The organism is Phytohabitans aurantiacus (genome assembly GCF_027923225.1).
Classification (GTDB): domain Bacteria; phylum Actinomycetota; class Actinomycetes; order Mycobacteriales; family Micromonosporaceae; genus Phytohabitans; species Phytohabitans aurantiacus.
The window spans coordinates 82,498-106,984 of sequence record NZ_BSDI01000021.1; the positions used below are offsets into that span (position 1 = coordinate 82,498).

Genomic DNA, 24,487 nt, shown 5'->3' on the forward strand with positions numbered 1-24,487 from the left:
ACAGGTACTGACGGGCACGGCGCGAAAAGCTAATCGGTGCGCGATCTAGGCCTCGCGAACGACAGCGAGCCCAGAGGTCTGGGTGCGCTGACGGCGGCCCAGCCAGCCCATGAACCGGACCGTCGTGCGGCGCGGCAGGAGCTTGCTGACGATGGCGAGCGGCCGGCCGTTGGTGATCACCGACGGCGGTGCGGAGCGGCGGTCGAGGGTGTCCAGGGCGATCTTGACGACCTGCTCGGGGGCGGCCCGTTTCGTGCCGTAGTCGGCGTTCTGGCCTGCGGCGTCGTAGAACTCGGTCCTCGTGGCGCCGGGGTTCACGGCCAGCACGCGCAGGCCGGTGCCGTGGCTCTCTTCCCACAGGGATTCGGTGAAGCTGAGTACGAAGGCTTTGGTGGCGCCGTAGACGGCCATGTACGGGGTGGGCTGGAAGCCGAGCAGGCTGGCGACGTTGATCAGGATGCCGTTGCCGGTGGCGGTCAGCGGGCCAATGAAGGCGCGGCTGAGGTCGACCAGCGCGGCCATGTTCAACGCGATCATGCTTTGCAGCCGGTCGGGGTCTTCGTCGGTGAACGCGTCGTGGGTGCCGAAGCCGGCGTTGTTGACCAGCCCGGTCGCGAAAATGCCGCGGGATTCCAGTTCGGTGCGCAGACTGCGGCCCGCATCGGGTAGGCCGAGGTCGCGGGCGATGGTGGTCACGGTGACGCCGTGGGCTTGGGTGAGTTCGGCGGCCAGGGTTTCCAGGCGGTCGGCGCGGCGGGCGACCAGGACCAGGTCGGCGCCGCGGCCGGCCAGTTGGCGGGCGAACTCGGCGCCGAGGCCGGAGCTGGCGCCGGTGACGATGACGGTCTGGTGGCGGTAGTCAACTGTGCTCATGCCATTCACTCTACGCACGCTATTGCACTGAGTGCAACAGACTGCATGATGTGAGATGACATACCATCGGTGCATGGCACAGAAACCGACACCTCTTCGCGAACAGACCCGCTCGGTGGTCCGCTCCCTGCTGGCCCGGACCGCGATCGACCTGTTCGCGACCAAGGGCTACGACAACACCACCCTGGAAGAGGTCGCCGCCGCCGCCGGCATCTCCCGCCGGACCCTGTTCAACTACTTCGGCAGCAAGGAAGACCTCGCCCTCAGCGGCCTGGCCGAACAAGGCGACCTGATCGCCGCCCGCTTGGCCGAACGCCCGGCCGACGAGGACGCCTGGACTGCGCTACGCGCGGCGTTCCAGGTACTGGAAGAGATCGACATGACTCCCGAAGCGCGCCTGGAATTCATCACCCTGCTGTTCGGCAACGACTCCCTCCGCGCCGGGCACGCCGAGAAACAAGCCCGGTGGCAGAACCTGCTCGCACCGCTGATCGAACCGCGGCTGCCCGACTCCGAGCACCGCACCCTGCAGGCCCGCGCCATCGCGGCCGCGGCCATCACCTGCCTGCAGGTAGCCAACGAGGAATGGGTACGCCTGGACGGACAGGCCGACATGCTCGACCTCTACGACACCGCCGTCCAGGCCATCCACCGCCCCTGAGGGAAGGGGCTATTCGGTGCGTAAGGCGGTGGCGGTGCGCACCTTGGCGGCCCAGCCGGCCGGGAGCACGGCACCGAGTACCGCGATCACCAGTCCGCCCAGGATGAGCATGACCAGCCAGGCCGGCTGGTACACGTCCATCACCACCGGCGGCAGCTTCAGCCCGGAGACGTCGCCCATGGCGGGCATCACCGCGGCGTGCATGGCCGCGCCGAGCGGGGTGCCCACCAGGCCGCCGGCCAGGCCGACCACCACCACGGACGCCACCACCATGGCGATCGTCTGCCGCGGCACCATGCCCAGCGCCTTGTGGATGCCGATCTCGCGGACCCGTTCGCGGGTGTCGAGGACGGCGGCGTTGAGCACCCCGAGGGCGGCGATCGCGACGAGCATCAACGCCAGGGTGGTGGCCAGGCCGGTCACCGCGAGGGCGACGTCACCGCCGGCGCGGTTGACGCTCGGGTACGCGCTGAGTCCCAGCGAGTCCACGGCGGCGTCGAGTGCCTTGCTGTAGCTGGTCAGCTCGGTGCCGGGCTTGACCGCGATCTGGTACTCGTTGGGGTTACGGTCGGGGTAGGTGGCCGCGTCGGTGTAGACGCTGCGGCCGTCGTTGCTGGTGTCGAAGACCTCGCCGACGATCCGGGCGGTCACGATGCCGTCCGCGCCGTTCAGGGTGAGGGTGTCGCCGATCTTCGTGCCGGTGGCGGTCAGCACCGTGGTGGGCACGACGACCTCCCCGGCCTTGTCGAACCAGCGGCCCGAGATCAGCGCCCAGTAGCCGGCGGAGTCGCCGACGATCGAGTACACGGTCGCGGCACCGGCCAGGCCGCTGACCGCCGCCTCCTGCCGGGCCATGCCGTAGAAGCTCTCGGTACCGGACTGGGCGTCGATGGCCGCGGCGACCGTGGCCGGGTCGGGACCGTCGGCGAACGGGTCGCGGCCCTTCGGCTGCGAGTCCGAGGGCGGCGGTTCATCCCCGGGCGGTGGCGGCCCGCCCTCGGGGCCTTCCTGCGGCGGGCCCATGGTGTCGACGGTGACGTCGGCGTTGCTGTTGCGCAGGGCCTGCACTTCGGCCAGCGAGGCGGCCAGCCCGGTGCCGAACGTGACCGCCGCCGCGCCGAACCCGATCGCCGCGACCATCGCCAGGGCCCGCGCCGGCCGCGCGAACGGGCGGGACAGGCCGAGCGTGATCGGCCGGGGCAGCGGCAGCCGGGCGCTGAGTCGGGCCGCCCACCGGCCGCGGGTGGAGTGCGGGGTACGGCCGACGGCGAGCGCGTCGATGGTGCGCAGCCGGCCGGCCCGCAACGCGCTGATCCACGCGGTGACCGCCACCAGCGCCAGCACCCCGGCCGGTACCCCGAAGTCGACCCACAGCGGGACCGCGAGCCCCGTCGTCGCGTACACCGACTCGGTCTGGGTCAGCACCGGCCCGGCGGCCAGGTTGCCGACGATGACGCCGACCGCGACGCCGGCCGCGGCGGGGATCAGCGCCTGGATGACGTACGCCCGCACCACCTGCGCCGGGGTGAAGCCGATCGCCTTGAGGATGCCGATGCGGCGGGTCGCGGCGCCGACCGCGCCGGCCACCACGTTGCCGACGACGAGCACCGACATGATCAGCCCGAGTACCCCGAACGCGGTCAGGAACGGCACGAACAGCGCGATCGTGCGCACCGCCTCCTGCTTGACGGTCAGCCAGGAGGTGGCCCCGGTGAGAGCACCGTCGGGCACGGCCGCCGCGATCGCGTCGCGGCCCGCGTCGACCTGCGCGGTGGTCGAGGCCGTCGTGAGGCGATAGAGCATCTGGTACCCGGTGGGCTTACCCAACGCGGCCAGGCCGGCCGGGGACATCCAGGCGCCAGCGGTACGGCTGACCGATCGGGCGACACCGACGATGGTGAGCGTCGGGCTGCCCAGCGCGTCCGGTACCCGCAGCGACTTTCCGACGCCGATCGTCGGGCCGTCCGCGGACAGCACGATCTCGCCCGGCGCGGTCGCCCAGCGGCCGTCGGTGAGCGTGACCGCGTCGACGTCGCCGCCGGCCTCGGCGCGGCCCACGACGGTCACCGGCGGCAGCCGGAACTCGCCGTTCGGGCCGACGCTCACGCTCACCGCCATCGTCGGGTACGGGCCGGCCACCGCGGCCACCCCCGTGGCGTGGACGGTGGCCGACAGCTGGTCGGTGGTGACCTTGCCGGCGTCGAAGCTCGCGGCCAGGTGGGCGCCGCGCTGCCCGGTGAACGCCCTGTCGAACGGTCCCGACGAGGCCACCAGCAGCGCGAGGCCGAGGACGGCGGCCGAGACCGACAGTGCGGCGGCAACCCCGACCGCGATGCTCGGCACCCGCCGCGGACGCCCCACTCCCTTGCTCATCGGACCGGCTCCACGGTGGTGTCGGCGGCGACGCGGCCGTCGACGAGGCGGATGGTGCGGGTGGCGCAGTCGCGGGCCAGTGACAGGTCGTGTGTCACCAGTACGACGGTCTGGCCGTCGGCGTGCAGGTCGACCAGGAGCCGTTTGACGTCCTCGCCGGAGGCGGTGTCCAGCGCGCCGGTGGGCTCGTCGGCGAGCAGCAGCGCGGGGCGGTTCATCAACGCGCGGGCGACCGCGACGCGCTGCCGTTCGCCGCCGGACAGCCGGCCCGGGTACGCCTTGGCGTGCCGGCCGATGCCGAGCATGTCGAGCAGGTCGGCGGCCCGCTTGTGGGACTGCCTGGCCGGTACGCCGGCGAGCTGCGCGGGCAGCACCACGTTGTCGGCGACGGTCAGGTCGTCGATCAGGTTGAAGAACTGGAAGACCATGCCGACGCTGGCCCGCCGGTACTTGGCGGCGGCCGCCTCGCCGAGCTTGTCGACGCGTACCCCGTCGACGGTGACCGTGCCGCTGGTGGGCCGGTCCAGGCCGGCGACCAGGTTGAGCAGCGTGGACTTGCCGCTGCCGGACGGGCCGAGGATGGCGACGGCCTCCCCGCGCGCCACGCTCAGCGACACGTCGTTCAGGGCGGGCGGCCCGCCGTCGTACGCACGGCTCACCGCACGCAACTCGATCAGCGTCATGGTTTTCTCCAGTCTCGATGGGGTCCGCCCGAACGCTAGGGGCGCGGCGGGTGCGGGCGCGTCGGTCCGGGGAGCCATTGCCGGTACCGCGCGCGGATGACCCGCGCCGGCGTCATCCGTGCGATGTAGTCAGCCGGACGGACGTCGCCACCGGCGCGGTCGGCGAGAATGGTCGGCGTGACGGCCGGGACGCTGGTGGGCCGGCTGCGGGCGGCGGCCGGCTCGCTGCTGCGCCCGCTCGACCCGCTGCCCCGGCCGAGCCTGTCCAACCTGCTGTTCGACCTCGGTGTGGCGGCGCTGCTGGCCGTCCTGGGCCTCTGGTACGCCATCGAGGAGATGGACCTGCACGAGACCGAGGTGATCATCGGTCAGGACGGACCGTTCCCGCGGCCACCGCAGGCGCCGATGATGCCGCCGACCGACGACCGCGAGATAGCCGGCGCCGTCCTGGTGGTACTGCTGGCCTGCGGCGCGTTGGTGTTCCGCCGCCGGTACCCGCTGGCCGTGCTCTGGGTGGTCATCGGGGCGACCGTGGTGACCCCGCACCCGCGGCTCACGTTCTTCGCCTGCGTGGTGGCCGCCTACAGCGCCGCCGCCTACAGCCCATACCGGGCGCAGACGATGGCGAGCCTGGCGGTGGCGGCGCTGGCCGTCAGCGTGTTCCAGGACGACGCGCTGCCGACCGTGCCGAACAAGTACGCCACGTTCCTGATCCTGGTGCCGATCGTCGTGGCGAGCCTGGGCCGGCGTACCTGGCGGATGCGGGCCCTGGCCCTGGAACGGGAGCAGTCCGAGGCGGTACGCCGCGCCGCCGAGCAGGAGCGCGCCCGCATCGCCCGCGAACTGCACGACGTGGTGACCCACAACGTGAGCGTGATGGTCATCCAGGCCGGCGCCGCCCGCAAGGTGATGGACGCGGCACCCGACCAGGCCAGGGAGGCGCTGCTCGCGGTCGAGGCCGGCGGGCGGGCCGCGATGGCGGAGCTGCGACACGTGATGGGTCTGCTGGCGCCGGCCACGGACGCGCCCGACCTGGCGCCGCAGCCGGGCCTGGACGGGCTCGACGCCCTCATCGACCGGGTCCGCGCCGCCGGGCTGCCGGTCGACGTCTGCGTCGAGGGCCGCTCCCGCCCGGTACCGGACGGGGTGGCGCTGACCGCGTACCGGGTGGTGCAGGAGGCGCTGACCAATACGGTCAAGCACGCGGCCGGCGCGACGTCGACGGTGACGCTGGTGTACGAGCCGGAGCAGCTGCGGGTCGAGGTGCTCGACAACGGCGGCCGCCCCAACGGAGCCACCGCCACCGGCAACGCCCGCGGCCTGGTGGGGCTGCGGGAGCGGCTGGCCGTCTACGGTGGCACTTTGGACGCCGGCCCGCGCCCCACCGGCGGATACCGGGTGCGTGCCGTCATCCCCCTGGAACCGAGTGAGGTTGAGACCGAGTGAGGAGAATCAGTGCGCGTTGTCGTCGCGGACGACCAGGTACTGGTCAGGACGGGCTTCCGGATGATCCTCGCCGCTGACGGAATCGACGTGGTGGCCGAGGCGACCACCGGTGTCGAGGCCGTCGACGCGGTCCGCCGCACCAAACCCGACGTGGTGCTGATGGACATCCGGATGCCCGAACTCGACGGTCTCGCGGCCACCCGCCGCATCCTGACCGGGGCGCCCGAGGAGCCCCGCGTGATCATCCTGACCACGTTCGACCTCGACCACTACGTGTACGCGGCGCTGACCGCCGGCGCCAGCGGCTTCCTGCTCAAGGACGTCACCCCCGAGCACCTGGTCGCCGCCGTACGCATGGTGCGCACCGGCGACGCCCTGCTCGCGCCCGCGATCACCCGGCGGCTCGTCGAGCGGTTCGCCCGACGCGACCCCGACGCCCAGAGCCTGCACCGCGACCTGGGCGCGCTCACCCCGCGCGAGGTGGAGGTGCTCAAGCTGCTCGCCCAGGGCCTGAGCAACGCCGAGCTGGCCAGCGCCCTGCACCTGTCCGAGGCGACGGTGAAGACGCATGTGGCCCGGATCCTGTCCAAGCTCGGCCTGCGCGACCGCGTCCAGGCCGTCGTCGCCGCCTACCAGACCGGCCTGGTAACCCCTCTCACCCCGTGATCAGGGCGTCCCTGAAGTCGTTAGGGCAACTTGAGGGACGCCCTGATCACGGGGTGAGCGGGGCGGTCGGGGCGGTGGCGGCCTGTTCGTAGCGGGTGGCCAGGGTGCGGAGGTGGGCGCGGAGTTCGGGTGGGTCGAGGACGGTGAACGGTACGTCCAGGCTGCCGAGGAAGCCGGCGAGGTCGTGCAACGAGTCGCCGCCGGTATGGAACAGGCACCCGCCGTCGCCGTCGGGCTCCAGCAGCCCGGCCGCCGGCGGGAGCCGCTCGGCCATCGCGGCGTGCGGGGCCGCCAGCCGCACGGTCGCCGGGTACCGCCACGCCTGGGAGCCGGCGCCGCGCACCACATGCCGGACGGCGCCGCCCTCGGGCGGCTCGCGTGGGGGAAAGCGCGGGCCGGTGGGGAGCCTGGGCCGGATCCGGTCGGCGCGAAACGTGCGCCAGTCGCCCCGATCGGTGTCCCACGCGACCAGGTACCAGCGGCGGCCCGTGTACACGACCCGGTGCGGCTCGACGCGGCGGATGGTGCTCTGCCCGTCGTGGTTGACATAGTCGAAGCGCAGGATCTCGTGGTCGCGGGCGGCACCGGCGATCGTGGTGAGGACGTCGGCGTCGACGGTGGGCCCGCCGGCGGTCACCGAGATCGTGGCGGCCCGCAGCCCGTCGACGCGGCGGCGCAGCCGGGCGGGCAGCATCTGTTCGAGCTTGGCCAGGGCGCGCAGCGACGTCTCCTCGATGCCGGTGACGGTGCCGGCCGCCGCGGCGCGCAGACCCACCGCCACGGCCACCGCCTCGTCGTCGTCGAGCAGCAGTGGGGGCAGGGCTGCGCCGGCCACGAGACGGTACCCGCCAGCGGTGCCGGTGGTGGAGCGCACCTGGTACCCAAGCGTGCGCAACCGTTCGACGTCGTTGCGGACGGTTCTGGTCGTGACGCCGAGCCGTCCGGCGAGGTCGGCACCCGACCAGTCGCGGCGGCCCAGCAGCAGCGACAGCAGCCGAAAAAGCCGCACGGAGGTCTGCATTGAGGAACGATACGTTCCGCAACGGCTCTTAGGGTAGGAGACATGTTGAAGGGATTCGCGACGATCAACTATTTCGCGGCCGACCTGACCGCCGCCCGTGACTGGTACACGGAGGTGCTCGACGTGCCGCCGTACTTCTCGGTGGGCGAGCCGGCCGCGTACTACGAGTTCCGGATCGGCGACTACCAGCACGAGTTGGGCCTGGTCGACGCCCGCTACGCGCCACCGGGCGCGGCCGGCACCGGCGGCTCGATCATGTACTGGCACGTCGACGACCTGGAGGCGGCCCTGGAGCGGCTGCTGTCCCTGGGCGCCACCGTGCAGGACCCGATCCGGCCGCGCGGCGACACTGGGTTCGTGACGGCGTCGGTGGTGGACCCGTTCGGCAACATCCTCGGCATCATGACCAACCCCCACTACGTCGAGATCCTGAAGTCCGCATGGACGTCCTGACCTGCGCCGACGCGGCGGAGTGGGATTCGTGGCTGGCCGCCCACCACGACTCCCACCGGGAGGTGTGGCTGAGGATCGCCAAGAAGGGCGCCGCGGTGCCGTCGGTGAGCATCAAGGAGGCCCTCGACGTGGCGCTGTGCTACGGCTGGATCGACGGCCAGCGCAAGGGCGGCGACGCCGAACACTACGTGCAACGCTATTCGCCGCGCGGCCCTCGCAGCTCCTGGTCGCGGATCAACGTCGACCGGGCCGAGGAGCTGATCGCGGCGGGACGGATGCGTCCGCCGGGGCTGGCCGAGATCCAGCGCGCCAGGGCCGACGGCCGCTGGGACACCGCGTACGCCTCGCAGGCCACCGCCGAGGTGCCACCGGACCTGGTCGCGGCGTTCGCCGCCAACGAGCCGGCCCGGGTGGCGTTCGATTCGTTGGGGCGCACCGACAGGTACCAGGTGATCCTGCCGTTGTTGAAGGCCCGCACCCCCGAACGCCGCGCCGCCCTCATAGCCCGCGCCGTCGCGGACCTCACCCCACGGTGATCAGGGCGTCCCTGAAGTCGTTAGGGCGACTTCAGGGACGCCCTGATCATGGGAGCCACGTGAAGTCGAACGTGCCCGCCTCGACGCGGGCCAGGAACGACGCCACGTCCGGAGCCTGCCGCACCGATCCCTCCCAGCCGCCGCTGGTGATCTCGACCATCATCACCGGCACGGGATCGGCGCGCAGGTCGAGCGCGAGGTGTTCGCGGCCGCCGTCGCCACCGATGATCGCGATGCCCGGGTGGGCGGCGATGGACGGCTCGCCCCACGCGTCGAGCAGCTCGGCGCCCTCGGCTGGCGGATACAGCCACAGGTAGCATCCGGAGTCGAGCCAACCGCGGCGCAGCCACGACGGCCCCGCCAGGTAATCGCGCCAGGCCGCGGGCAGTGCCGGGTCCAGCTCCTCCTCGGGTACCGGTCCGCGGTAGTCGGCCATCTCGACGATCGCGCCGGACAGCTGGTCGTTGAGCGCGGCGACGTCGCCGGAGGGAATCGTGTACTGGCCACCCACCGCCGGGTACCGCTCAAGAAACCGCCGCGGCACGTCGAACGTGGTGACGAACCCGGCACCATCGGCGGGCACATGCCGCTGCCGCGCCTCCGTCGTGGCGACCGCCCGCGACAGGCTGGCCCGCAACTCGCCCACCGGCTCCCCCGCCGGCCAGGCACGCCAGCCCGCGGCGGCAACCCGCTCCAACTCACCCCGCCCGACCGCCCGCCACAACGTCACGAGATCCACGGCCCGCACCCTAACCCGCACCCCGCCGCGCGGCCACCCGGCCTTCCGCCCGCCGCGTCCTCCGCGCGCCGGACCCGCGCTCTCGTCGCCGATCAAGGGCGAATGCACGTGGTTGGATCTCTTTCCCGCGTGCATTCGCCCTTGATCCATGCGATCACCCTTGATCGGCGCGGCAAGGGCTGAGCCCGCACCACCAGCACCGAGGTCCAGGCAGCGTGCTGGCCGGACCGGCTGGTGTGCCGCTACTGCAGCGCGCGGGTCTGGCCGGCCACCTCCCGGACTTCGCCGGCACCGAGCTGGTACGACATGCCGACCACCGCGCACGTGCCGGCCGCGACGGCGCGCGCCAGCGGCTGGGAGTGCGCGAGCAGGTGGTCGACGGTGCGCTGGATGTGGATGTCGACGATCTGGTCGATATCGTCGATGTTGCGGCTGGTGGCGACCGAGACGCTGGGTACGATCGCGTCGACGACGGCGCGCAGGTGCCCGGTCGGCTGGGTGCCGCCGGCCACGGCGTCGCGGGCGGCGGTGACGGCGCCACACGAGTTGTGTCCGAGTACGACCACGAGCGGCGTGTGCAGCACGGTCACCGCGTACTCGATGCTGCCCAACACCTCCGGCCCCATGGTGTGCCCGGCGGTGCGCACGACGAACAGGTCGCCCAACCCACGGTCGAAAATGATCTCCGCAGCGAGGCGAGAGTCGGAACAGCCAAAGATCACCGCGAACGGTGTCTGCGCCCCGGCCAGCGCCGCCCGATGCTCGGCGTCCTGGTTGGGATGGATGCGGGTACCGGTGACGAATCGTTGGTTGCCGTCGCGCAGCTCGGCAAGGGCGCGGTCGGGGGTGACGGGCGGGCCCTCAGGCCAGTGCCCGGCGTGCGGATCGATCATGGCCGCTCCTGGAAAGTGGTCACGTAACTCGCAGCTTTGAGCCTGGCCTCCCGGCGCGCAGTAGCGCACGCCACAGCCGACAAAATCCTCTCAGCTTCTGGACTCCGAATCGGGAGATTCCGGTCAACCGCGCGCGCCGCCCTCCCCTCCCCGTCCCCGGGTGCCACCGTCGCCCCCCGCGACCCGACGTCCGCCACCGATCCTCATCGAGGCCGCGCGGCGGCGGGCGCCGCACGTACGGCACCGCGAGCGGCCTGCGCGGACGGCGTCCGATCCGGACGTACACCGTCCGGATCGGACGCGCGCTGTGCGGCGATCTTGCAGTTGTCACGTCCCAAAGCGGGCATTCCGCCATGACAACTGCAAGATCGCCGCACCCGGAGGCCACGGCCCGCGCGGACGCACAGCACGGACGCCCCCCACGCGCGCGGCGCGAGTCAGCGCACCCGTCCTCGCGACGCCGATCAAGGCCATCTGCACGGATCAAGGGCGAATACACGCCGAAAAAGATCCAACCGCGTGCATTCGCCCTTGATCGGCATACCCGGGCGTGGCGACACGCCGCCGCGGGCGGGCCGGGGGGCGGGCGGGGGGAGACGGGGGCGCTGCTAGGCGTGGGGGCCTACTTTTACCTCGCCGATTGTCAGGGTGGCGGTCGCCTCCAGGATTTCGCCGATCCTTGCCACCTCGGCCTCCAGGTCACGCTTGCGCGCCGCGTTCAGCCGCCCGAACGGTTCCACTGTCACCGCTATCCGCTTGCCGCTGCGCCGCTGGTGCCACACCCCGCCGACCGCGCCGTCGATCAGCAGCAGCGGGTAGTTGCCGGCCTGCCCGCCGGCCAGTGCCCGCTCGAACGCGCGACCGGGGAAGACGCGTTCGCGGGGGAAGCAGCCCACTCCGTACGCGTCGAAGTATGGGAGCAGCCGCACCCCGGCCGGTGGCTCGTCGGGCATGCCGGTGTCGCCGGCAATCACGAATGCCGGCTCGCCGTCGACCGTCACCTGTTCCAGGAAGCCGAGGGACGAGAAGAGTTGGGCGGCCCAACCCGGCGGGGCCGCCATCCAGCGGGCGAAGTGGGCGGGTGTCGCCGGCCCGTACGCGTACAGGTAGCGGTGGACCACCTCGGCGAGCGCCGCGTCGGCATCCATCGGGGTGAACCCGGGCAGCCAGCGTGCCGGGTGGGTGTAGGTGACGTTGCGGCCGCGGTTGGCGCCGAAGCACATGACGCCGCGGCGGCTCGCGAGGGGCATCGCCTCGATCCAGCGGGGCCACTTGCCCTGGAAGGCGTCCATGACCGGGTCGCCGGCCCAGGATCCGGTGCGGGCGACGACGTGGTCGGTGAGCTCGCCGGTGGTCCATTCAGCATCGGCGAGCACGTCGGCGAGGGCGGCGACGACGAGTTCGGCCTGTTCGTCGGTGAGCAGTTCGAGGCGCCGGGTGGGCAGTGCCGACAGCGCGCCGGTCCACATCGGAAGGTCGGTGGCGGCGAGCAGGTGCACCGTGTACCGGGGTCCGCGGGTCTTCACCAGTGTGCGCTCGGTCCACAGCGCGTCGCGTACCCCCGCTCTGGTCAGGCCGGCGACCCGCAGCCCCACGGAGACCTCGGCCGCCGACATGATCTGGGCGTGGATGCCGCCCACGGCAGCCGCGGCCTGGGCCGCGGACGCCGCCGGAGCCGCCAGGTGGTGCCGTGCCAGGCGCCGCGCGCAGACCTGCGCCCAGGTAAGCATTTCAGCGCACCTTCGCGAAGAACTCGGCCATGTCGGCGGCCATCACGGTGGGCGATTCCATGGCGACGAAGTGGTGCCGGGCGGTGTTGGTCTGCGGCCAGTGCACGATCGTGTTGTGGCGTTCGGCGAGGCGCCGGATGCCGGGCGGGCCGCTGAACACCCCGGTCGGCACCGCCTTCTGCCCCTGCGGCCACGCCGACACCTTCGAGTCGTACATGGGCCAGGACGAGGTGCCGAAGGTGTCGGTGAACCAGTACAGGCTGAGGTTGGTCAGCAGGGCGTCCCGGTCCAGGACCTTGTCGAGGGGCTCGCCGGCGGTGTTGAAGTCGTGGAACTTCTGCAGCATCCACGCCAGGGCGGCGGCCGGGGAGTCGTGCCACCCGTACGCGAAGGTCTGCGGTGCGGCGCGCAACAGGCCGTGGTGGTCGACGCCGTGCGTCCAGTCGGCGTTCAGCAGGGCGTCGAGCATGGCCCGCTCGCCCTCGTCGAGATCATCGCGATCCGATTCGGTGGGGAACCCCAGGCCGCCGATCACGTACACGCCGGCCACGTGTGACGGGTCGGCGACGGCCACCTCGGGGGCGATGTAGGCGCCCAGGTCGCCGCCCTGCACCCCGTACCGGTCGTAGCCGAGCCGCCGCATCAACTCGGCCCACATCCGGCCGACCCGCGCCACGGTGAAGCCGGCCTCGCGCGGCGGCGCCGAGAACCCGAACCCGGGCACCGACGGCACCACCACGTCGAAGCCGTGCGCGGTCAGCGGCCCGATCATGTCGACGAACTCGACGAACGAGTTCGGCCAGCCGTGCGTGAGCACCAGCGGCAACGGGTCCGGCCGCGGCGAGCGTACGTGCAGGAAGTGCACGTCGAGCCCGTCGATCTCGGTGACGAACTGCGGGTACGTGTTGAGCCGCGCCTCCTGGGCCCGCCAGTCGAACGCCTCACCCCAGTACGCGGCCAGCTCGCGCAGGTGCTCGACCGGCACGCCGCGGGTCCAGCCGTCGCCGGGCAGCTGCCGGGTCCAGCGGGTGCGGGCGAGGCGTTCGCGCAGGTCGTCGAGGTCGGCCTGGGGGATGTCGATGCGAAATGGCGTCATGCCTCTCACGCTAGAGGCCATATAGGTCAGATACTGGCACACATGACCTCTGGCCGGCTCCTGAAACTGCTGTCCCTGCTCCAGACGCCCCGGGAGTGGCCGGGCAGCGAGCTGGCCGAGCGCCTGGAGGTCAGTCTGCGCACCGTGCGGCGGGACGTGGAGCGGCTGCGCGACCTCGGGTATCCGGTGCGGGCCACGATGGGCGCGATCGGCGGGTACAAGCTGGTCGCGGGCGCGGCGATGCCGCCGCTGCTGCTGGAGGACGACGAGGCGGTGGCGATCGCGGTGGGCCTGCGCACCGGCGCCGTCCAGGCCGTCGACGGCATCGAGGAGGCTTCGGTACGCGCGCTGGCCAAGCTGGAGCAGGTGCTGCCGTCCCGGCTGCGGCAGCGGGTCGGCGCGCTCGGTGCCGCCACCGAGCCGATGCTGGCGTGGGAGCGACCCACGGTCGCCCCGGAGACCCTGACCACGGTCGCGGGGGCGATCACCGCCCACGAGCGGCTGCGTTTCGGGTACCGGTCACACGACGGCACCGCCACCGACCGGCTGGTCGAGCCGCACCGCCTGGTATCGGCGGGCCGCCGCTGGTACCTGGTCGCCTTCGACAGCGAGCGCGGCGACTGGCGCACGTTCCGGATGGACCGGGTGTCGGAGCCGGCCCGCACGGGGGTGCGGGTGCCGCCCCGGCAACTGCCGGCCGACGACGCGGCCACGTTCGTCACCCAGCAACTGTCGGCGCTCGCCCCCGTGTACCGGGCGGTGGTGACCCTGCACGCCCCGGCCGCCCAGGTGGCCGGGCGGGTCGGTGACCGGCCCGGCGACGTCGAGCCGATCGACGAGCACTCGTGCCGGGTACGCAGCCACTCCGACACCTTGGAGTGGCTGGCGCTGCGCCTGGCGACGCTGGGCTGCGACTTCGAGGTGCACGAGCCGCCCGAACTGGCCGAGTACCTGCGCAAGCTGGGCGAGCGGGTCACCCGGGCGGTCACATCAGCTTCGTGACCAGGCGGCCCTCGATCCGGTCCAGCGACACCGGGTCCCAGGTGCGGGCCACGCCCCGGTTGTCGCCCAGCACGTACACCGCTCCGGCTGGCACGGTCAGCGGCGCGCACTCGGTGACGCCCTGGGCGTAGGGCTCGTCGACGGGTACGCCGTCGCGCAGCAGCCGCCCGTCGCGGCAGCTGATCCGGTCCCCGGGCAGCCCGACGACGCGCTGCGCCACCCGTATCCGGTCCGGGCCGGTGCCGGCCACGGGTACCTCGACGGCCTGCTCGAACACCACGATGTCGCCGCGGTCCAGTCCGGTGAGGCGGAAGCCGACCCGGTCCAGCAGCCAGCGGTCACCGACCTCGATGGTCGGTTCCATCGCCGGCGACGGCTGGTACACCGGGCTGAGCACCCACCGGCTGGTGGCCGCGAGGGCCAGCAGCGCCAGGATGCCGGCGGCCACCAGCCGGCTGCGGCGGGACGAGCCGCGGATCCGTTCGCGGAGCGCGGTGCGGATGCCGCCGGCCGCCCACCGCACCGCCTGCCACCGGCCGCTGGTCTGCGCGAACTCGGCCAGTGCCGCCTCACCCCACGGTCCGCCCCGGGCGCGGCGGCCCCGTACCGCCAGGCGCAGGCCGAACCCGGCCATCCGCCGTACCGCGCCGCCGCTCACACGCCACCGCCCAGGGCCGGGCGGGTCGCCGGTCGGGCCGTGCCGCGTGCCGCCGCCGCGGCCAGGCGCTCGCGGGCGAGGGCGGCGCCGTCGCCGGTGAGCCGGTAGGTGTGCCGGGGCGGTCGGCCGGGTTCGTCGGACGGCTCCCAGGCGGTCTCGAGCAGGCCCTGCGCCGACAGTCGCATCAGGATCGGGTACATGGTGCCGGAGGCCAGCCCCGTCTGCCGGCTCAGGTCGTACCCGTACCGCCACCGGGCGGGGTCGGCCAGCAGCGCCGTGAACAGCAGCAATGTCTGCGATGAGGTGTGCGGTTTCCGCGGCATATCGAAAGTCTACATACAGAGACTATGCTGGTCCAGCGCGGCGCCGCCGGGTGGGCGCCGACCGGGCCTAGTATTCGGTGGCGATGGACACCGATGTCGCCGCCGAGACCCGACCGTGCGCCAACTGCGGGCGGCCGGTGCCGCAGCGGGCCGCCGCCGGGCGCCCGTACCGTTACTGCCGCGACAACGACGGCGCCTGCCAGAAGGCGTCCCGTAACGTGCGGATGCGCCAGCGCAACGCCCCCGGCCTGGCCGGCCAGGTGGCCCGCGCCTGGGAGGTCGTCGACCGGCTCGACCAGGTCGTCGAGACCCTCGGTGAGGCGCTGCACGCCGAGCTGTCTCCGGATGGCGTGGAGCGGCAGGTCGCCGAGGTCCGCGCCGAGGCCGCCGCCCAGGTCGCCGACGTACGCGCCGAGGCGTCCACCCAGGTGGCGGCCGCCCAACACGAGCGCGACGACGCCCGCCGGGAGGCCCGGGCCGCCGAGGTGGCGCTCACCAACGCGCGGCGGGCCGCTGACGAAGCGGTACACGAAAAACTGGCCGCTCAGGCGGAGGCCGGGCGGTCGGCGGAGGCCGCCGCGCGATCAGCCGATCTGGCGAGTGCGGCCGAAGCGGCCCGCGACGAGGCGCACCGCGCGGCGACCGCCGCCGACGCGCTGCGGCACCAGGCCGACCGGGACCGCGACGAGGCCCGCCGGGAGGCGCAGGCGCTGCGTCAGGAACGCGACAGTGCCCGCCACGAGCTCGCCGCCGCCCACCGGGAGCTGGCCGAGGCGGCCCGCGACCGGGACGCCGCCCGCGCCGACGCCGAACGCGCCACCCGGTCCGCGACCGAGGCGCAGGCCCTGGCCGAACGCTGGCGCGCCGACGCCGGGACCGCCGCTGACCAGGCCCGCGGCGCGCAGGCGCAGGCCGACGCCGCTGGCGCCGCGGCCGCCGACGCCCGCGCCCAGCTGGCCGCCGCCGACACCGACCGGGAGCGCCTGCGGGCCGACTTGCGGGCCGCGCTGGAGACCGCGGCCGCCGCCGAGGGCCGGCTGGCGGAGCTGGCGGTACGCCTCGCCGCGGCCGACGCCGACCGGGACGCCGCGCAGGCCCGCGTCGCGCAGCTGTCCACCCAGGTCAGTGACCTGGCCGCCGCGCTGGCCAACCTGCGCCCGGCGCCCGCGGCGCCCGCCCCCGCGCCGTGATCATTGCGTCATTCAAGTCGTAAGAGCGACTTGAATGACGCAATGATCACGGGGAGCGTAAAACGGACAAGATGCCACGAACGCCGCCCGCGGTCGATGACGAGATCCAACTCCGGCTACTCTCGAATTGTCACCATGACGAAACAGACCCGGGGCCGGTCGGGAATCGCCTGACCGACCCCTGTCGTTACATCCAGCAGACCAGCACCACAACCGAGGGGAAAGCCGATCATGGGCGAGCGCATGCTGCGCGGGAGCCGTCTGGGAGCAGTCAGCTACGAGTCCGACCGCAACACCGAGCTGGCCCCGCGACAGACCCGCGAGTACCTCTGCGCCAAGGGTCACCGGTTCGAGGTGCCCTTCGCCGTCGACGCCGAGGTCCCGACGACCTGGGAGTGCAAGTTCGACGGCAGCGTCGCGCGCTTGGTCGACGGCAACGAGCCTGAGGCGAAGAAGGCCAAGCCCCCGCGCACGCACTGGGACATGCTTCTGGAGCGCCGTTCGATCGCCGAGCTGGAGGACATCCTCGCCGAGCGGCTCGAAGAGGTCCGGAACCGACGCGGCCGTTAGGCCCGACGAAAGGCGCCCCCGTCGACGACGGGGGCGCCTTTGTTACGCCTAAACGATCTCGCCCTCGATGGGGGTGTCGCTCTGCGGGGCGCCCTGACGCACGTTGACCTTGCGCGGGCCGAACAGGTCACCGGCGACCACGGCCGACACCCGCTTCTCCGCCCACCGCTGCACCCCACGGCGCGCCACCGCCCGCACCGGCGGGACCACCAGCAGCAGCCCGGCCACCCCGGTGACGAACCCGGGCACCGTCAACAGCCCACCGGCCAGCAACCCGACCAGGCCGTCGGTGACCCGCTCACCGGGCGGCTGCCCGGCGTTGGCGGCGGCGACGAAGCCCCGCCAGGCACGCATGCCCTCGCGGCGCAGCAGGGTGGCGCCCAGCACCGACAGGGCGGCGACGGCCAGCAGCGTCCAGCCGAAACCGATCCACTGCGACATCAGCACGAACGCGGCGATCTCCAGGATCGCCGTCAACGCCAGAAGCAACGGGGTGAGCGCGAGCGAACGCCTCATCTATCCAGCATGACACGGCGCAACGACGCGGTGCGTGCCCGTAGCCCCCAGCCGGCGACCCGCACGAGAGCCTCACCGATGATGGCGGGGCTCATCTTGCTGGCGCCGCGCTCCCGTTCGACGAACGTGATCGGCACTTCGACCACGCGCAGCCCTTCCCGTACCGCACGCCACGCCAGGTCGACCTGGAAGCAGTACCCCTGCGACGAGACCGAACTCACGTCGATCTTGTCGAGGACGGCGAGCCGGTACGCCCGGTAGCCGCCGGTGGCGTCGCGCAGCGGGATACCGAGCACCAGCCTCGTGTACAGGTTGCCGCCGCGCGAGAGCAGCAGCCGGTGGGCCGGCCAGTTCTTGACGGTGCCGCCCTCGACCCAGCGGGAACCGAGGACCGCGTCGGCCTCACGCAGCGCGTCCAGCAGCCGGGGCAGCTCCTCGGGTGCGTGGGAGCCGTCGGCGTCCATCTCCACCACCGCGTCGTACCCGTGCTCGCGCGCCCACTCGAACCCGGCCACATACGCCGCGCCCAACCCCTGCTTGCCGGCCCGGTGCAGCACGTGGATCCGGGTGTCTTCGGCGGCGAGCCGGTCGGCGAGCGCCCCGGTGCCGTCGGGGCTGTTGTCGTCGGCGACGAGCACGTCGACACTGGGGACCGCCCGGCGCAGCCGGTCGACGATGACACCCAGGTTGTCGGCCTCGTTGTAGGTGGGGATGACGACCAGGACCCGGCCCACGCCGGGGTAGCCGGCCTCAGCCACGGAACCGGATTCGCACAGCCCCCGCCAGCACACCGACGAACAGCACCACCAGCAGCACCTCCGGCCAGTACCCCAGCCGGGTTGCGAGGGTGCGCGCCGTCGACGGCGCCAGCTCCCGGACCACGACCTCCTGGGTATTGAAGTCCGTCGCATCGTAAACGGTGCCGTGGGCGTCGACGAAACCCGACACCCCGACGGTGGAGGCCATCAGCGCCGACCGGCCGTGCTCGACGGCCCGCAGCCGCACCATCGCCAGCTGCTGCCGCGCCTCGGCCTCGTCGAAGGTGGCGTTGTTCGTCTGTACGACCAGGATGCCGGCGCCGCCGGTGACGGTGTCGCGGACCACCTCGTCGTAGGCGACCTCGAAACAGATCACGTCACCGATCACCACCGGGCCGGTGCGGATCACGCCGGGCCGGTCGCCGGCCACCATGTCCCGTACCCGGTCCACCTCCTTGCTGACCTTGCGGGCCAGGGAGCGCAGCGGGATGTACTCGCCGAACGGCACCGGGTGCCGCTTGACGTACATCTGCTCCTCGTCGACGCCGGTGCCCGGCTGCCACAGCAGGCCCGCGTTGCGCACCTGCCCCTGCCCGGGGCCCTGCAGGACGGCACCGACGAGGATCGGTACGCCGATCGCGGCGACCGCGTCGTCGATCCGGCCGGCGGCGTCGGCGTTGCGCAACGGGTCGATGTCGGAGGCATTCTCCGGCCAGATCACCAGGTCGGGTCGGGGTTCCTGGCCGGCGGCGACCCGCCCGGCGAGGGCGACGGTGGCGTTGACGTGGTTGTCGAGGACGGCGCGGCGCTGGGCGTTGAAGTCCAGGCCCATCCGGGGCACGTTGCCCTGCACGATCGCGACCCGCACCGGCGTCCCTTGCGGCGTGTGCAGCGGCACCAGCAGCCCCGCGGCCGCGGTGGCGACCGCGCCGGCCGCCAGGCCGGCGCTGCGCCAGTGATCAGGGCGTCCCTCATGCTGTTCTAGCGACTTCAGGGACGCCCTGATCATGGGCCACGCGGCCGCTACCAGCAGGCCGCCGGCCAGCGCGACCGCGAACGTGACCAGCGGCGCCCCACCCAGGGCCGCCAGGTTCACGAACGGGGAGCCGTCCTGGCTGAACGCCAGCCGCCCCCACGGAAACCCGCCATACGGCGCCCGGTCGCGAAACGCCTCCTGCGCCACCCACAGCAGCGCCACCGCCGGCGGCCACACCCACCGGTGCCGGTCGACGAGCTTGCTGAGCGTGGCGCCGACCCCGCCGAGCAGCCCGATGAACGCCGCCTCGAGCGTGGACAGCAGCAGCCACGGCACGAAACCGGTGTGCAGGTTCGTCCAGCGCAGCAGCAGCGCGAACAGGGCCAGCCCGGCCAGCATCCCCAGCCCGAAACCGGCCCGGAACCGGCGCCGGTGCACCGCGGCGGCCAGCAGCGCCACCCCGACCGGTGCCAGGAACCACAGCCCGTACGGCGGGAATGCCAGCAGCAGCACCAGACCGGCGGCCACCGCCGCAGCGGCCGCGACCGGCAACGGCAGGCTGTGTCTACTGCTGTCGCCGTCGTTGACCGCGGTCGTCGTCTCGGCTGGCTCCACCATCGTCACCCGCCGAACAGTACCGCCGAACGATCACCGGATGGGAAATCGGGGCGCCACCTGTGGTGACGCCCCGATGCTCCGAAGCCCTCCCCCGGCCGGTGCGGCAGTTGACCCGCCGCGACCTTCGGACCGACGGGACGCGCACTGGCTGCCCACGCCGCGCCGTTGTCTACTGGCCGCGGAACCCCCCTGCCCACACACCGGACAACGACCGGTTCGCGCCGCCCCGCCGACCCCCGCCCCCTGGACCTGGTGAGACTCGGCCCGTCGAAGGGCACCGCTCGGCCAGCGGGCGAAGGGACGAAGCGAACAACAGCCGCTTTCCCGTAGTAGGACCTAAAGACGGTACGCGCCAACCCGGGTGGGCTGTCAACTACCTCGGCGTGTCGGCGCCCGGCGTGTTTCTTCTTTCTCCAGAAGGTCGCTCAGCAGAGCGAGCGCCGCCGCAGGATGGTCGGCCGCGAGCAGGCCGGCGGCGGCCAGCACATAGTCACTGTCGATGACCCGGCGCGCGGCCCGCGGCACCGGCCACCCGCCACCGTGGTCCGATAAAACCGCATCGAGTACGCCCAGCGCGTCCGCCGGCTCGGCGTGCCGCAACACCCCGCCGGAGCCCACGACGAGCCGCACGTCCCGCAGATCCCGCCGCCCCCTGCCACCCGCGTCCCCGCGTGCGTGGCGGCGCACCGCGACCGTCGCGGCAAGGATGGCGAGATGCCGGTCGACGCCGTCCATGGTCAGCAGCCCCGGGTCGGCCGCCCGCGCCTCGGCGGCCGCCACGAGTCCACTGTGGGCGATCCGCTCGGCGGTGGCGGCGGCGAGCACCCCGGTAGCGTTCCACCGCACCCCGAGATCCCCTTCGACCGTGCGCGCCCGCGCGAGCGTCCCCGCTGCTTCGGCGTCCTGCTCCGCACCGGGTGGCAGAGCCGAGTACACGTCGGTGGTGGCGCCGCCGACGTCGACGACGAGCAGGCCGCCGCCGGTGTGGTCGGCCAGCACCTCCACGGCGGTCAGCACCGCGTCCGGCGTAGCCGCCCTGACCAGCCGCGCGAACTCCCGGCCGAACCGCCCACCGATCACGTGCCGCAGGAACACCTCCCGGATCGCCGCCCGCGCCGGCCCCGGATTCAGCACCCCGATACGGGGCAGCACGTTGGCGGTCACCACGGCGTGGGGCAACAGTTCACCCACCTCGCCGGCCGCGTCCGCGTTGCCGGCCACCACGATCGGTACCCGCCACCGGCGCAGCCGCGCCGCGTTGTGCACCAGCGTCTCCGCGTCACCACCATCGGTACCGCCAACCAGCAGCAACACGTCCGGCCGCGCCGCACGCACCCCAGCCAGCCCCGCCCGGTCCAGCCGCCCGGCCGTCACGTGCACCACCCGCGCACCCGCCGACAACCCGACCCGCTGCCCGGCCTCCGCGGTGACAAGCTGCTCGTACCCGATCACCGCCAACCGCAGCCCGCCACCGGCCGACGAGCACACATACCACCGGTCCGCTTGATGTCGGGTCGCGGCCACGGCGGCCTCAAGACCCGCCAACGGCCCGTCGGCGAGCGTCGTCGGGTGCGCCGCCGTCGCGACCAGTCCGCCGCCGGCCACGTCGACGACGGCCACCTTCGTGTACGTCGAGCCGACGTCGGCGCACACGACCCTCACGGGACATCCTTCATGGGACGACGACGGTCCCCACGGCGGTGACGGCGACGATCGGCGGGTCCAGCACCTGCGCCTTCGACCCCTCGGTGCCCCGGCATACCACCTGGCACGTGAACTCGATCGTCCGGCTCCGCGTGCCCACCCTCGTCACCGTGGCGGTCGCCTCGACCACGTCACCGGCCCGGATCGGCGCCGTGAACTGCACATCCGAATAGGACGCGAACAGTCCCTCGTCCCCGTCGGTGCGGATGCACACCTCGGTGGCGACATCCCCGAACAACCCGAGCGCGTACGCCCCGTCGACCAGGCTCCCCGCATAGTGCGCATGCGCGTACGGCACATACCGCCGATGCGTAACCCTCAACCCCACCGTCACCTTTACCCCTCCGCCCCGCGCTCCGCGCAGCCCGCCATCACCCTGCCGCCCCCGCCGGCACGAGCGCCGACACCAGGTAACTCGCCACCTCTCGCGGCGTCGTACCGCGGCCGAAGATCCGGTCCACGCCCAACTCGCCGGCCATCGTCTCGTCGAACCGTGGCCCGCCCACCACCAGCAACGGCCGCCGCGCCGCCGGGAACGCCTCCCGGAACGCCGCCGACATCTCCCGCGTGTTGGTCAGGTGCGCGTCCCGCTGGGTGACCACCTGCGACACCAGTACCGCGTCGGCCTTCTCCACCCGGGCCGCCTCGACCAGTTCCGGCACCGTCACCTGCGCGCCCAGGTTGGTGACCTTGAGCTCCCGGTAGTACTCCAGGCCCTTCTCACCGGCGATGCCCTTGACGTTGAGGATCGCGTCGATCCCCACGGTGTGCGCGTCGGTGCCGATACACGCCCCGACCACCGACAGCTTGCGTCGCAGCCGCCGCTTCACCACCGTGTTGACGTCCTTGGCGGTCAGCAGCGGAAAATCCCGCTCGACCACGTTGACCTTGCCGAGGTCGACGACGTGGTTGACGCGCCCGTACACGACGAAGAACGTGTACCCGTCACCCATCTGCCGGGCGTGCACCAGCATCGCCGGTTCCATGCCCATCTTGGCGGCCAACTGCAGCGCCGCCCCCTCGGCCCGCTTGTCGTGCGGCACCGGCAGCGTGAACGACAGCTGCACCATCCCGTCCCCGGTGGTGTCCCCGTACGGCCGCACAACGGTCTTGGTCATGGCTTCTCCCTGATCGTCTCCACCAGCCGCCACACCCCGGTCGACGGATTGACCGCATGGTCGACACCCAGCGCCTTGGCCCGCGCGGTCGCGTCATCGACGCCGGCGGCGTAGTCGGCGAAGTCCAGCCGCGCCTTGTCGTAGCCGGGCACGTGCTTCCTGAGCCGGCCGGCCACGTCGGCGTATCCGGTGCAGTGCGATGTGCACTTGTCGTGGTGCAGCAGCAGCCACAGCTCGAAGCACGGGTTCGAGACAGCCAGGCTGACGCCGCGCCTGCGTGCCTCCGCCAACGCCGCGTCGATGTCGAACTCGTCCGTGTCCACGACACACCACACCTCGTCGTACGCGCCGGGGGTCTTGTCGCGGTAGGTGGCGGCGATCCGCACGAGCTGCTTCGGTGCCACGCCGTCGTAGCGGATCTTCACCGTGACGGTTTGGCTGCGAAGGTGCCGCTTCAGCCCGTTGAAGTAGTCCGGCTCGGTCCGCGCGGCGCCGCAGTAGACCAGGACCGTGTACCGGCGCTTCGGCGAGACCCGGCGACTGGTGCTCTCACGCCGTCGCATCGGAGTCCTGCCGGCGAAGAACCGCCTCGCGGAAGTCGAAGTCCGACAGCACCGGGATGGCACCGTAGCCGCCGGCGAGGTACCGGCCCTCGGTGTTCTCCTGCTTGCGGGGGTGGAAGTCGGTCAGCGGGTAGAGGCGGGTCGCTCCGGTGTCCGCCTCTTTCTCGACGAACCACACCTCGTCGCGCGACAGCGTCTCGTCGTCCAGCAGAGTGGCATCGTGCGTGGTGAAAACGAGCTGGCCGCCGCGCGAGTTCGTCTCCGCGTCGCGGAAAAGGTTGATCAGCCGCGCCGAAAGGTGTGGATGCAGGCTCGCGTCGACCTCGTCGATCAGGAGCAGGCCGCCGTTGTCGAGGGCGTCCAGCGCATGCGACATCAGCGCGATCCAGCTCCGTGTGCCCGCCGACTGATCCTGCACGCCCAGCGGCACTTCGCTGCGCCCGTGCCGGAACACGAGTTGACGGGGGAAGACGATGTCCAGGTTCGACATGTGGCCGCGGCCGTGCGCGGCGGCCGCGATGTGGGGGGCCCGTTCTTCCAGCAGCTTCACCAGGGCGTTGGTCAGTTGTGCTTCGGCGTCTGCGGGCGACGTGGTTCCCGGCGTCAGATAGGCGGCGAGGTCCGTGACGCCAACGTCGGCGATTCCGAGGTCGGCTGCCCGGATGAGCGCGACGATCGAGCGACGTTCGCGTTCGTCCTCGAGCCGCCTGATCATTTCGAGCTGGTTGATCCGCTCGGCGTCACCGAAGGCGATGCCCTTCCGGAACCACTGGAAGACGGGCTCGGCCTCGGCGAGGTCGTTCTGAGCCGCCACGGACAGGAACAGAGCGTTGTCACGGGTCTGCCGGGCCAAAGGCTCGGCACGCGTGCGGTAGTCGGGCACCGTCGAGCCGAGGCGGATGCCGTTGTCGTCCCGTTCGAAGATGGCACGCCGCCGGTTGTGCGGATACGTGTAGAGCCACTCGGCCCGCACCCGCTCATCGTCGGCCTCGACACCGTAGCTGTACCGGATGCCGTCCACGACCAGATCGACCGCGTAGCCGGACACCCGCGCGGCTGTCTCCGGGTCGAGGCGGAAAGGCGTACGGGGGACACCTGAGCCGGACAGCCAGCCGGCGTACGACGTGAGCACCGCACTCTGCAGCCAGCGGAGGGCGTCGAGCAGGTTGGACTTGCCGGACGCGTTGGCGCCGAAGACGGCGGCCACGGACACGACAGGGCGGGCCTTGTCGTACGCGGGCAGCAGCGACAGCTCCTGCTCGTCCCTGATCGACTTGTGGTTCTCCACCCGGAAACTACGCAGCATCGCAAGCCTCAGCCC

At 72.4% G+C, this 24,487-nt stretch carries 26 protein-coding genes; 8 read left to right on the forward strand and 18 right to left on the reverse strand.

The features are described from left to right. Positions 1-45: 45 nt before the first annotated feature. Positions 46-873: an SDR family NAD(P)-dependent oxidoreductase gene (locus tag QMG73_RS22320; RefSeq protein ID WP_281898662.1), complete on the reverse strand. Its 828-nt coding sequence runs from the start codon at positions 871-873 to the stop codon at positions 46-48. A 73-nt stretch (positions 874-946) separates the two neighbouring features. Between QMG73_RS22320 and QMG73_RS22325 the strand changes: the two genes are divergently transcribed. Continuing rightward, the gene (locus tag QMG73_RS22325; RefSeq protein ID WP_281898664.1) at positions 947-1,534 is read left to right on the forward strand and encodes a TetR/AcrR family transcriptional regulator; all 588 of its coding nucleotides are present in this window, start codon (positions 947-949) and stop codon (positions 1,532-1,534) included. A 9-nt stretch (positions 1,535-1,543) separates the two neighbouring features. Here the strand turns inward: QMG73_RS22325 and QMG73_RS22330 are convergent, their stop codons facing one another. After that, on the reverse strand, positions 1,544-3,907 hold the full coding sequence (locus QMG73_RS22330; protein WP_281898666.1) for an ABC transporter permease: 2,364 nt from the start codon (positions 3,905-3,907) through the stop codon (positions 1,544-1,546). Continuing rightward, entirely contained in the window at positions 3,904-4,590 is a 687-nt protein-coding gene (locus tag QMG73_RS22335) for an ABC transporter ATP-binding protein (RefSeq protein WP_281898669.1), read from the reverse strand. Before QMG73_RS22335 ends, QMG73_RS22330 begins: the two co-directional genes overlap by 4 nt. A 177-nt stretch (positions 4,591-4,767) precedes the next feature. Between QMG73_RS22335 and QMG73_RS22340 the strand changes: the two genes are divergently transcribed. Both QMG73_RS22340 and QMG73_RS22345 read left to right on the forward strand, forming a co-directional pair. Then, positions 4,768-6,036 carry a sensor histidine kinase gene (locus QMG73_RS22340; RefSeq protein ID WP_281898671.1) on the forward strand — a complete coding sequence of 423 codons (1,269 nt, stop codon included), beginning with the start codon at positions 4,768-4,770 and terminating at the stop codon, positions 6,034-6,036. 9 nt (positions 6,037-6,045) lie between these two features. Beyond that, a complete protein-coding gene (locus tag QMG73_RS22345; RefSeq protein ID WP_281898673.1) occupies positions 6,046-6,702 on the forward strand; it encodes a response regulator in 657 nt (218 codons plus the stop codon). Positions 6,703-6,748: 46 nt separating this feature from the next. On the opposite strand, the gene QMG73_RS22350 is transcribed toward QMG73_RS22345, so the two are convergent. Continuing rightward, a complete protein-coding gene (locus QMG73_RS22350; protein WP_281898675.1) occupies positions 6,749-7,723 on the reverse strand; it encodes a helix-turn-helix transcriptional regulator in 975 nt (324 codons plus the stop codon). Positions 7,724-7,765: 42 nt separating this feature from the next. Here QMG73_RS22350 and QMG73_RS22355 point away from each other — a divergent pair, with 42 nt between their 5' ends. Beyond that, on the forward strand, positions 7,766-8,176 hold the full coding sequence (locus QMG73_RS22355) for a VOC family protein (protein ID WP_281898677.1): 411 nt from the start codon (positions 7,766-7,768) through the stop codon (positions 8,174-8,176). Then, positions 8,164-8,712, forward strand: a complete 549-nt coding sequence (locus QMG73_RS22360; protein WP_281898679.1) for a YdeI/OmpD-associated family protein — start codon at positions 8,164-8,166, stop codon at positions 8,710-8,712. Before QMG73_RS22355 ends, QMG73_RS22360 begins: the two co-directional genes overlap by 13 nt. 46 nt (positions 8,713-8,758) lie before the next feature. On the opposite strand, the gene QMG73_RS22365 is transcribed toward QMG73_RS22360, so the two are convergent. The 4 genes from QMG73_RS22365 to QMG73_RS22380 all read right to left on the reverse strand — a co-directional run bounded on the left by QMG73_RS22365 (position 8,759) and on the right by QMG73_RS22380 (position 13,170). Then, a complete protein-coding gene (locus QMG73_RS22365; protein ID WP_281898681.1) occupies positions 8,759-9,451 on the reverse strand; it encodes a hypothetical protein in 693 nt (230 codons plus the stop codon). A gap of 242 nt (positions 9,452-9,693) precedes the next feature. After that, positions 9,694-10,344 carry a carbonic anhydrase gene (locus tag QMG73_RS22370; RefSeq protein WP_281898682.1) on the reverse strand — a complete coding sequence of 217 codons (651 nt, stop codon included), beginning with the start codon at positions 10,342-10,344 and terminating at the stop codon, positions 9,694-9,696. 608 nt (positions 10,345-10,952) lie between these two features. Further along, positions 10,953-12,074 carry a winged helix DNA-binding domain-containing protein gene (locus QMG73_RS22375; RefSeq protein WP_281898683.1) on the reverse strand — a complete coding sequence of 374 codons (1,122 nt, stop codon included), beginning with the start codon at positions 12,072-12,074 and terminating at the stop codon, positions 10,953-10,955. Position 12,075: 1 nt separating this feature from the next. Then, positions 12,076-13,170, reverse strand: coding sequence for an epoxide hydrolase family protein (locus QMG73_RS22380; RefSeq protein ID WP_281898685.1), 1,095 nt, complete (start codon positions 13,168-13,170; stop codon positions 12,076-12,078). Between the two features lie 42 nt (positions 13,171-13,212). Between QMG73_RS22380 and QMG73_RS22385 the strand changes: the two genes are divergently transcribed. Continuing rightward, positions 13,213-14,172, forward strand: a complete 960-nt coding sequence (locus tag QMG73_RS22385; protein ID WP_281898688.1) for a helix-turn-helix transcriptional regulator — start codon at positions 13,213-13,215, stop codon at positions 14,170-14,172. Here the strand turns inward: QMG73_RS22385 and lepB are convergent. Together lepB and QMG73_RS22395 are read right to left on the reverse strand one after the other, a co-directional pair. After that, positions 14,156-14,830: a signal peptidase I gene (gene lepB, locus QMG73_RS22390; RefSeq protein ID WP_281898690.1), complete on the reverse strand. Its 675-nt coding sequence runs from the start codon at positions 14,828-14,830 to the stop codon at positions 14,156-14,158. The genes QMG73_RS22385 and lepB overlap by 17 nt on opposite strands. Further along, a complete protein-coding gene (locus tag QMG73_RS22395; protein WP_281898691.1) occupies positions 14,827-15,153 on the reverse strand; it encodes a PadR family transcriptional regulator in 327 nt (108 codons plus the stop codon). The genes lepB and QMG73_RS22395 overlap by 4 nt, the downstream gene beginning before the upstream one ends. An 83-nt stretch (positions 15,154-15,236) precedes the next feature. Between QMG73_RS22395 and QMG73_RS22400 the strand changes: the two genes are divergently transcribed. Together QMG73_RS22400 and QMG73_RS22405 are read left to right on the forward strand one after the other, a co-directional pair. Next, complete coding sequence (locus QMG73_RS22400; protein ID WP_281898692.1) at positions 15,237-16,343, forward strand: coiled-coil domain-containing protein; 1,107 nt, start codon at positions 15,237-15,239, stop codon at positions 16,341-16,343. Positions 16,344-16,574: 231 nt separating this feature from the next. After that, the gene (locus tag QMG73_RS22405) at positions 16,575-16,913 is read left to right on the forward strand and encodes an RNA polymerase-binding protein RbpA (RefSeq protein WP_265255278.1); all 339 of its coding nucleotides are present in this window, start codon (positions 16,575-16,577) and stop codon (positions 16,911-16,913) included. 48 nt (positions 16,914-16,961) lie between these two features. Here QMG73_RS22405 and QMG73_RS22410 read toward each other — a convergent pair whose 3' ends face one another. The 8 genes from QMG73_RS22410 to QMG73_RS22445 form a co-directional block, all read right to left on the reverse strand. Beyond that, entirely contained in the window at positions 16,962-17,429 is a 468-nt protein-coding gene (locus tag QMG73_RS22410; RefSeq protein ID WP_281898694.1) for an FxsA family protein, read from the reverse strand. Beyond that, complete coding sequence (locus tag QMG73_RS22415) at positions 17,426-18,187, reverse strand: polyprenol monophosphomannose synthase (RefSeq protein WP_281898695.1); 762 nt, start codon at positions 18,185-18,187, stop codon at positions 17,426-17,428. Before QMG73_RS22415 ends, QMG73_RS22410 begins: the two co-directional genes overlap by 4 nt. Next, positions 18,180-19,781, reverse strand: a complete 1,602-nt coding sequence (gene lnt, locus QMG73_RS22420; RefSeq protein WP_281898779.1) for an apolipoprotein N-acyltransferase — start codon at positions 19,779-19,781, stop codon at positions 18,180-18,182. Before lnt ends, QMG73_RS22415 begins: the two co-directional genes overlap by 8 nt. A gap of 369 nt (positions 19,782-20,150) precedes the next feature. Beyond that, positions 20,151-21,443 carry a glutamate mutase L gene (locus QMG73_RS22425; RefSeq protein WP_281898696.1) on the reverse strand — a complete coding sequence of 431 codons (1,293 nt, stop codon included), beginning with the start codon at positions 21,441-21,443 and terminating at the stop codon, positions 20,151-20,153. 10 nt (positions 21,444-21,453) lie between these two features. After that, positions 21,454-21,813 (reverse strand): 3-aminobutyryl-CoA ammonia lyase, encoded by a 360-nt coding sequence (gene kal / locus QMG73_RS22430; RefSeq protein WP_456107256.1) that lies wholly within the window; start codon positions 21,811-21,813, stop codon positions 21,454-21,456. A 43-nt stretch (positions 21,814-21,856) separates the two neighbouring features. Further along, a complete protein-coding gene (gene kamE, locus QMG73_RS22435; protein ID WP_281898699.1) occupies positions 21,857-22,603 on the reverse strand; it encodes a lysine 5,6-aminomutase subunit beta in 747 nt (248 codons plus the stop codon). Next, positions 22,600-23,166 carry an RloB family protein gene (locus tag QMG73_RS22440; protein ID WP_281898701.1) on the reverse strand — a complete coding sequence of 189 codons (567 nt, stop codon included), beginning with the start codon at positions 23,164-23,166 and terminating at the stop codon, positions 22,600-22,602. Before QMG73_RS22440 ends, kamE begins: the two co-directional genes overlap by 4 nt. Then, positions 23,153-24,472, reverse strand: a complete 1,320-nt coding sequence (locus QMG73_RS22445) for an AAA family ATPase (RefSeq protein ID WP_281898702.1) — start codon at positions 24,470-24,472, stop codon at positions 23,153-23,155. The genes QMG73_RS22440 and QMG73_RS22445 overlap by 14 nt, the downstream gene beginning before the upstream one ends. Between the last annotated feature and the right edge of the window lie 15 nt (positions 24,473-24,487).

What these genes read in the sequence shown, in the direction of transcription:
- QMG73_RS22320 (WP_281898662.1), bottom strand. Translation starts at nt 873, where the DNA reads ATGAGCACAGTTGACTACCGCCACCAGACCGTCATCGTCACCGGCGCC.
- QMG73_RS22325 (WP_281898664.1), top strand. Translation starts at nt 947, where the DNA reads ATGGCACAGAAACCGACACCTCTTCGCGAACAGACCCGCTCGGTGGTC.
- QMG73_RS22330 (WP_281898666.1), bottom strand. Translation starts at nt 3,907, where the DNA reads ATGAGCAAGGGAGTGGGGCGTCCGCGGCGGGTGCCGAGCATCGCGGTC.
- QMG73_RS22335 (WP_281898669.1), bottom strand. Translation starts at nt 4,590, where the DNA reads ATGACGCTGATCGAGTTGCGTGCGGTGAGCCGTGCGTACGACGGCGGG.
- QMG73_RS22350 (WP_281898675.1), bottom strand. Translation starts at nt 7,723, where the DNA reads ATGCAGACCTCCGTGCGGCTTTTTCGGCTGCTGTCGCTGCTGCTGGGC.
- QMG73_RS22355 (WP_281898677.1), top strand. Translation starts at nt 7,766, where the DNA reads ATGTTGAAGGGATTCGCGACGATCAACTATTTCGCGGCCGACCTGACC.
- QMG73_RS22360 (WP_281898679.1), top strand. Translation starts at nt 8,164, where the DNA reads ATGGACGTCCTGACCTGCGCCGACGCGGCGGAGTGGGATTCGTGGCTG.
- QMG73_RS22370 (WP_281898682.1), bottom strand. Translation starts at nt 10,344, where the DNA reads ATGATCGATCCGCACGCCGGGCACTGGCCTGAGGGCCCGCCCGTCACC.
- QMG73_RS22375 (WP_281898683.1), bottom strand. Translation starts at nt 12,074, where the DNA reads ATGCTTACCTGGGCGCAGGTCTGCGCGCGGCGCCTGGCACGGCACCAC.
- QMG73_RS22380 (WP_281898685.1), bottom strand. Translation starts at nt 13,170, where the DNA reads ATGACGCCATTTCGCATCGACATCCCCCAGGCCGACCTCGACGACCTG.
- QMG73_RS22385 (WP_281898688.1), top strand. Translation starts at nt 13,213, where the DNA reads ATGACCTCTGGCCGGCTCCTGAAACTGCTGTCCCTGCTCCAGACGCCC.
- QMG73_RS22395 (WP_281898691.1), bottom strand. Translation starts at nt 15,153, where the DNA reads ATGCCGCGGAAACCGCACACCTCATCGCAGACATTGCTGCTGTTCACG.
- QMG73_RS22400 (WP_281898692.1), top strand. Translation starts at nt 15,237, where the DNA reads ATGGACACCGATGTCGCCGCCGAGACCCGACCGTGCGCCAACTGCGGG.
- QMG73_RS22405 (WP_265255278.1), top strand. Translation starts at nt 16,575, where the DNA reads ATGGGCGAGCGCATGCTGCGCGGGAGCCGTCTGGGAGCAGTCAGCTAC.
- QMG73_RS22410 (WP_281898694.1), bottom strand. Translation starts at nt 17,429, where the DNA reads ATGAGGCGTTCGCTCGCGCTCACCCCGTTGCTTCTGGCGTTGACGGCG.
- lnt (WP_281898779.1), bottom strand. Translation starts at nt 19,781, where the DNA reads ATGGTGGAGCCAGCCGAGACGACGACCGCGGTCAACGACGGCGACAGC.
- kamE (WP_281898699.1), bottom strand. Translation starts at nt 22,603, where the DNA reads ATGACCAAGACCGTTGTGCGGCCGTACGGGGACACCACCGGGGACGGG.
- QMG73_RS22440 (WP_281898701.1), bottom strand. Translation starts at nt 23,166, where the DNA reads ATGCGACGGCGTGAGAGCACCAGTCGCCGGGTCTCGCCGAAGCGCCGG.
- QMG73_RS22445 (WP_281898702.1), bottom strand. Translation starts at nt 24,472, where the DNA reads ATGCTGCGTAGTTTCCGGGTGGAGAACCACAAGTCGATCAGGGACGAG.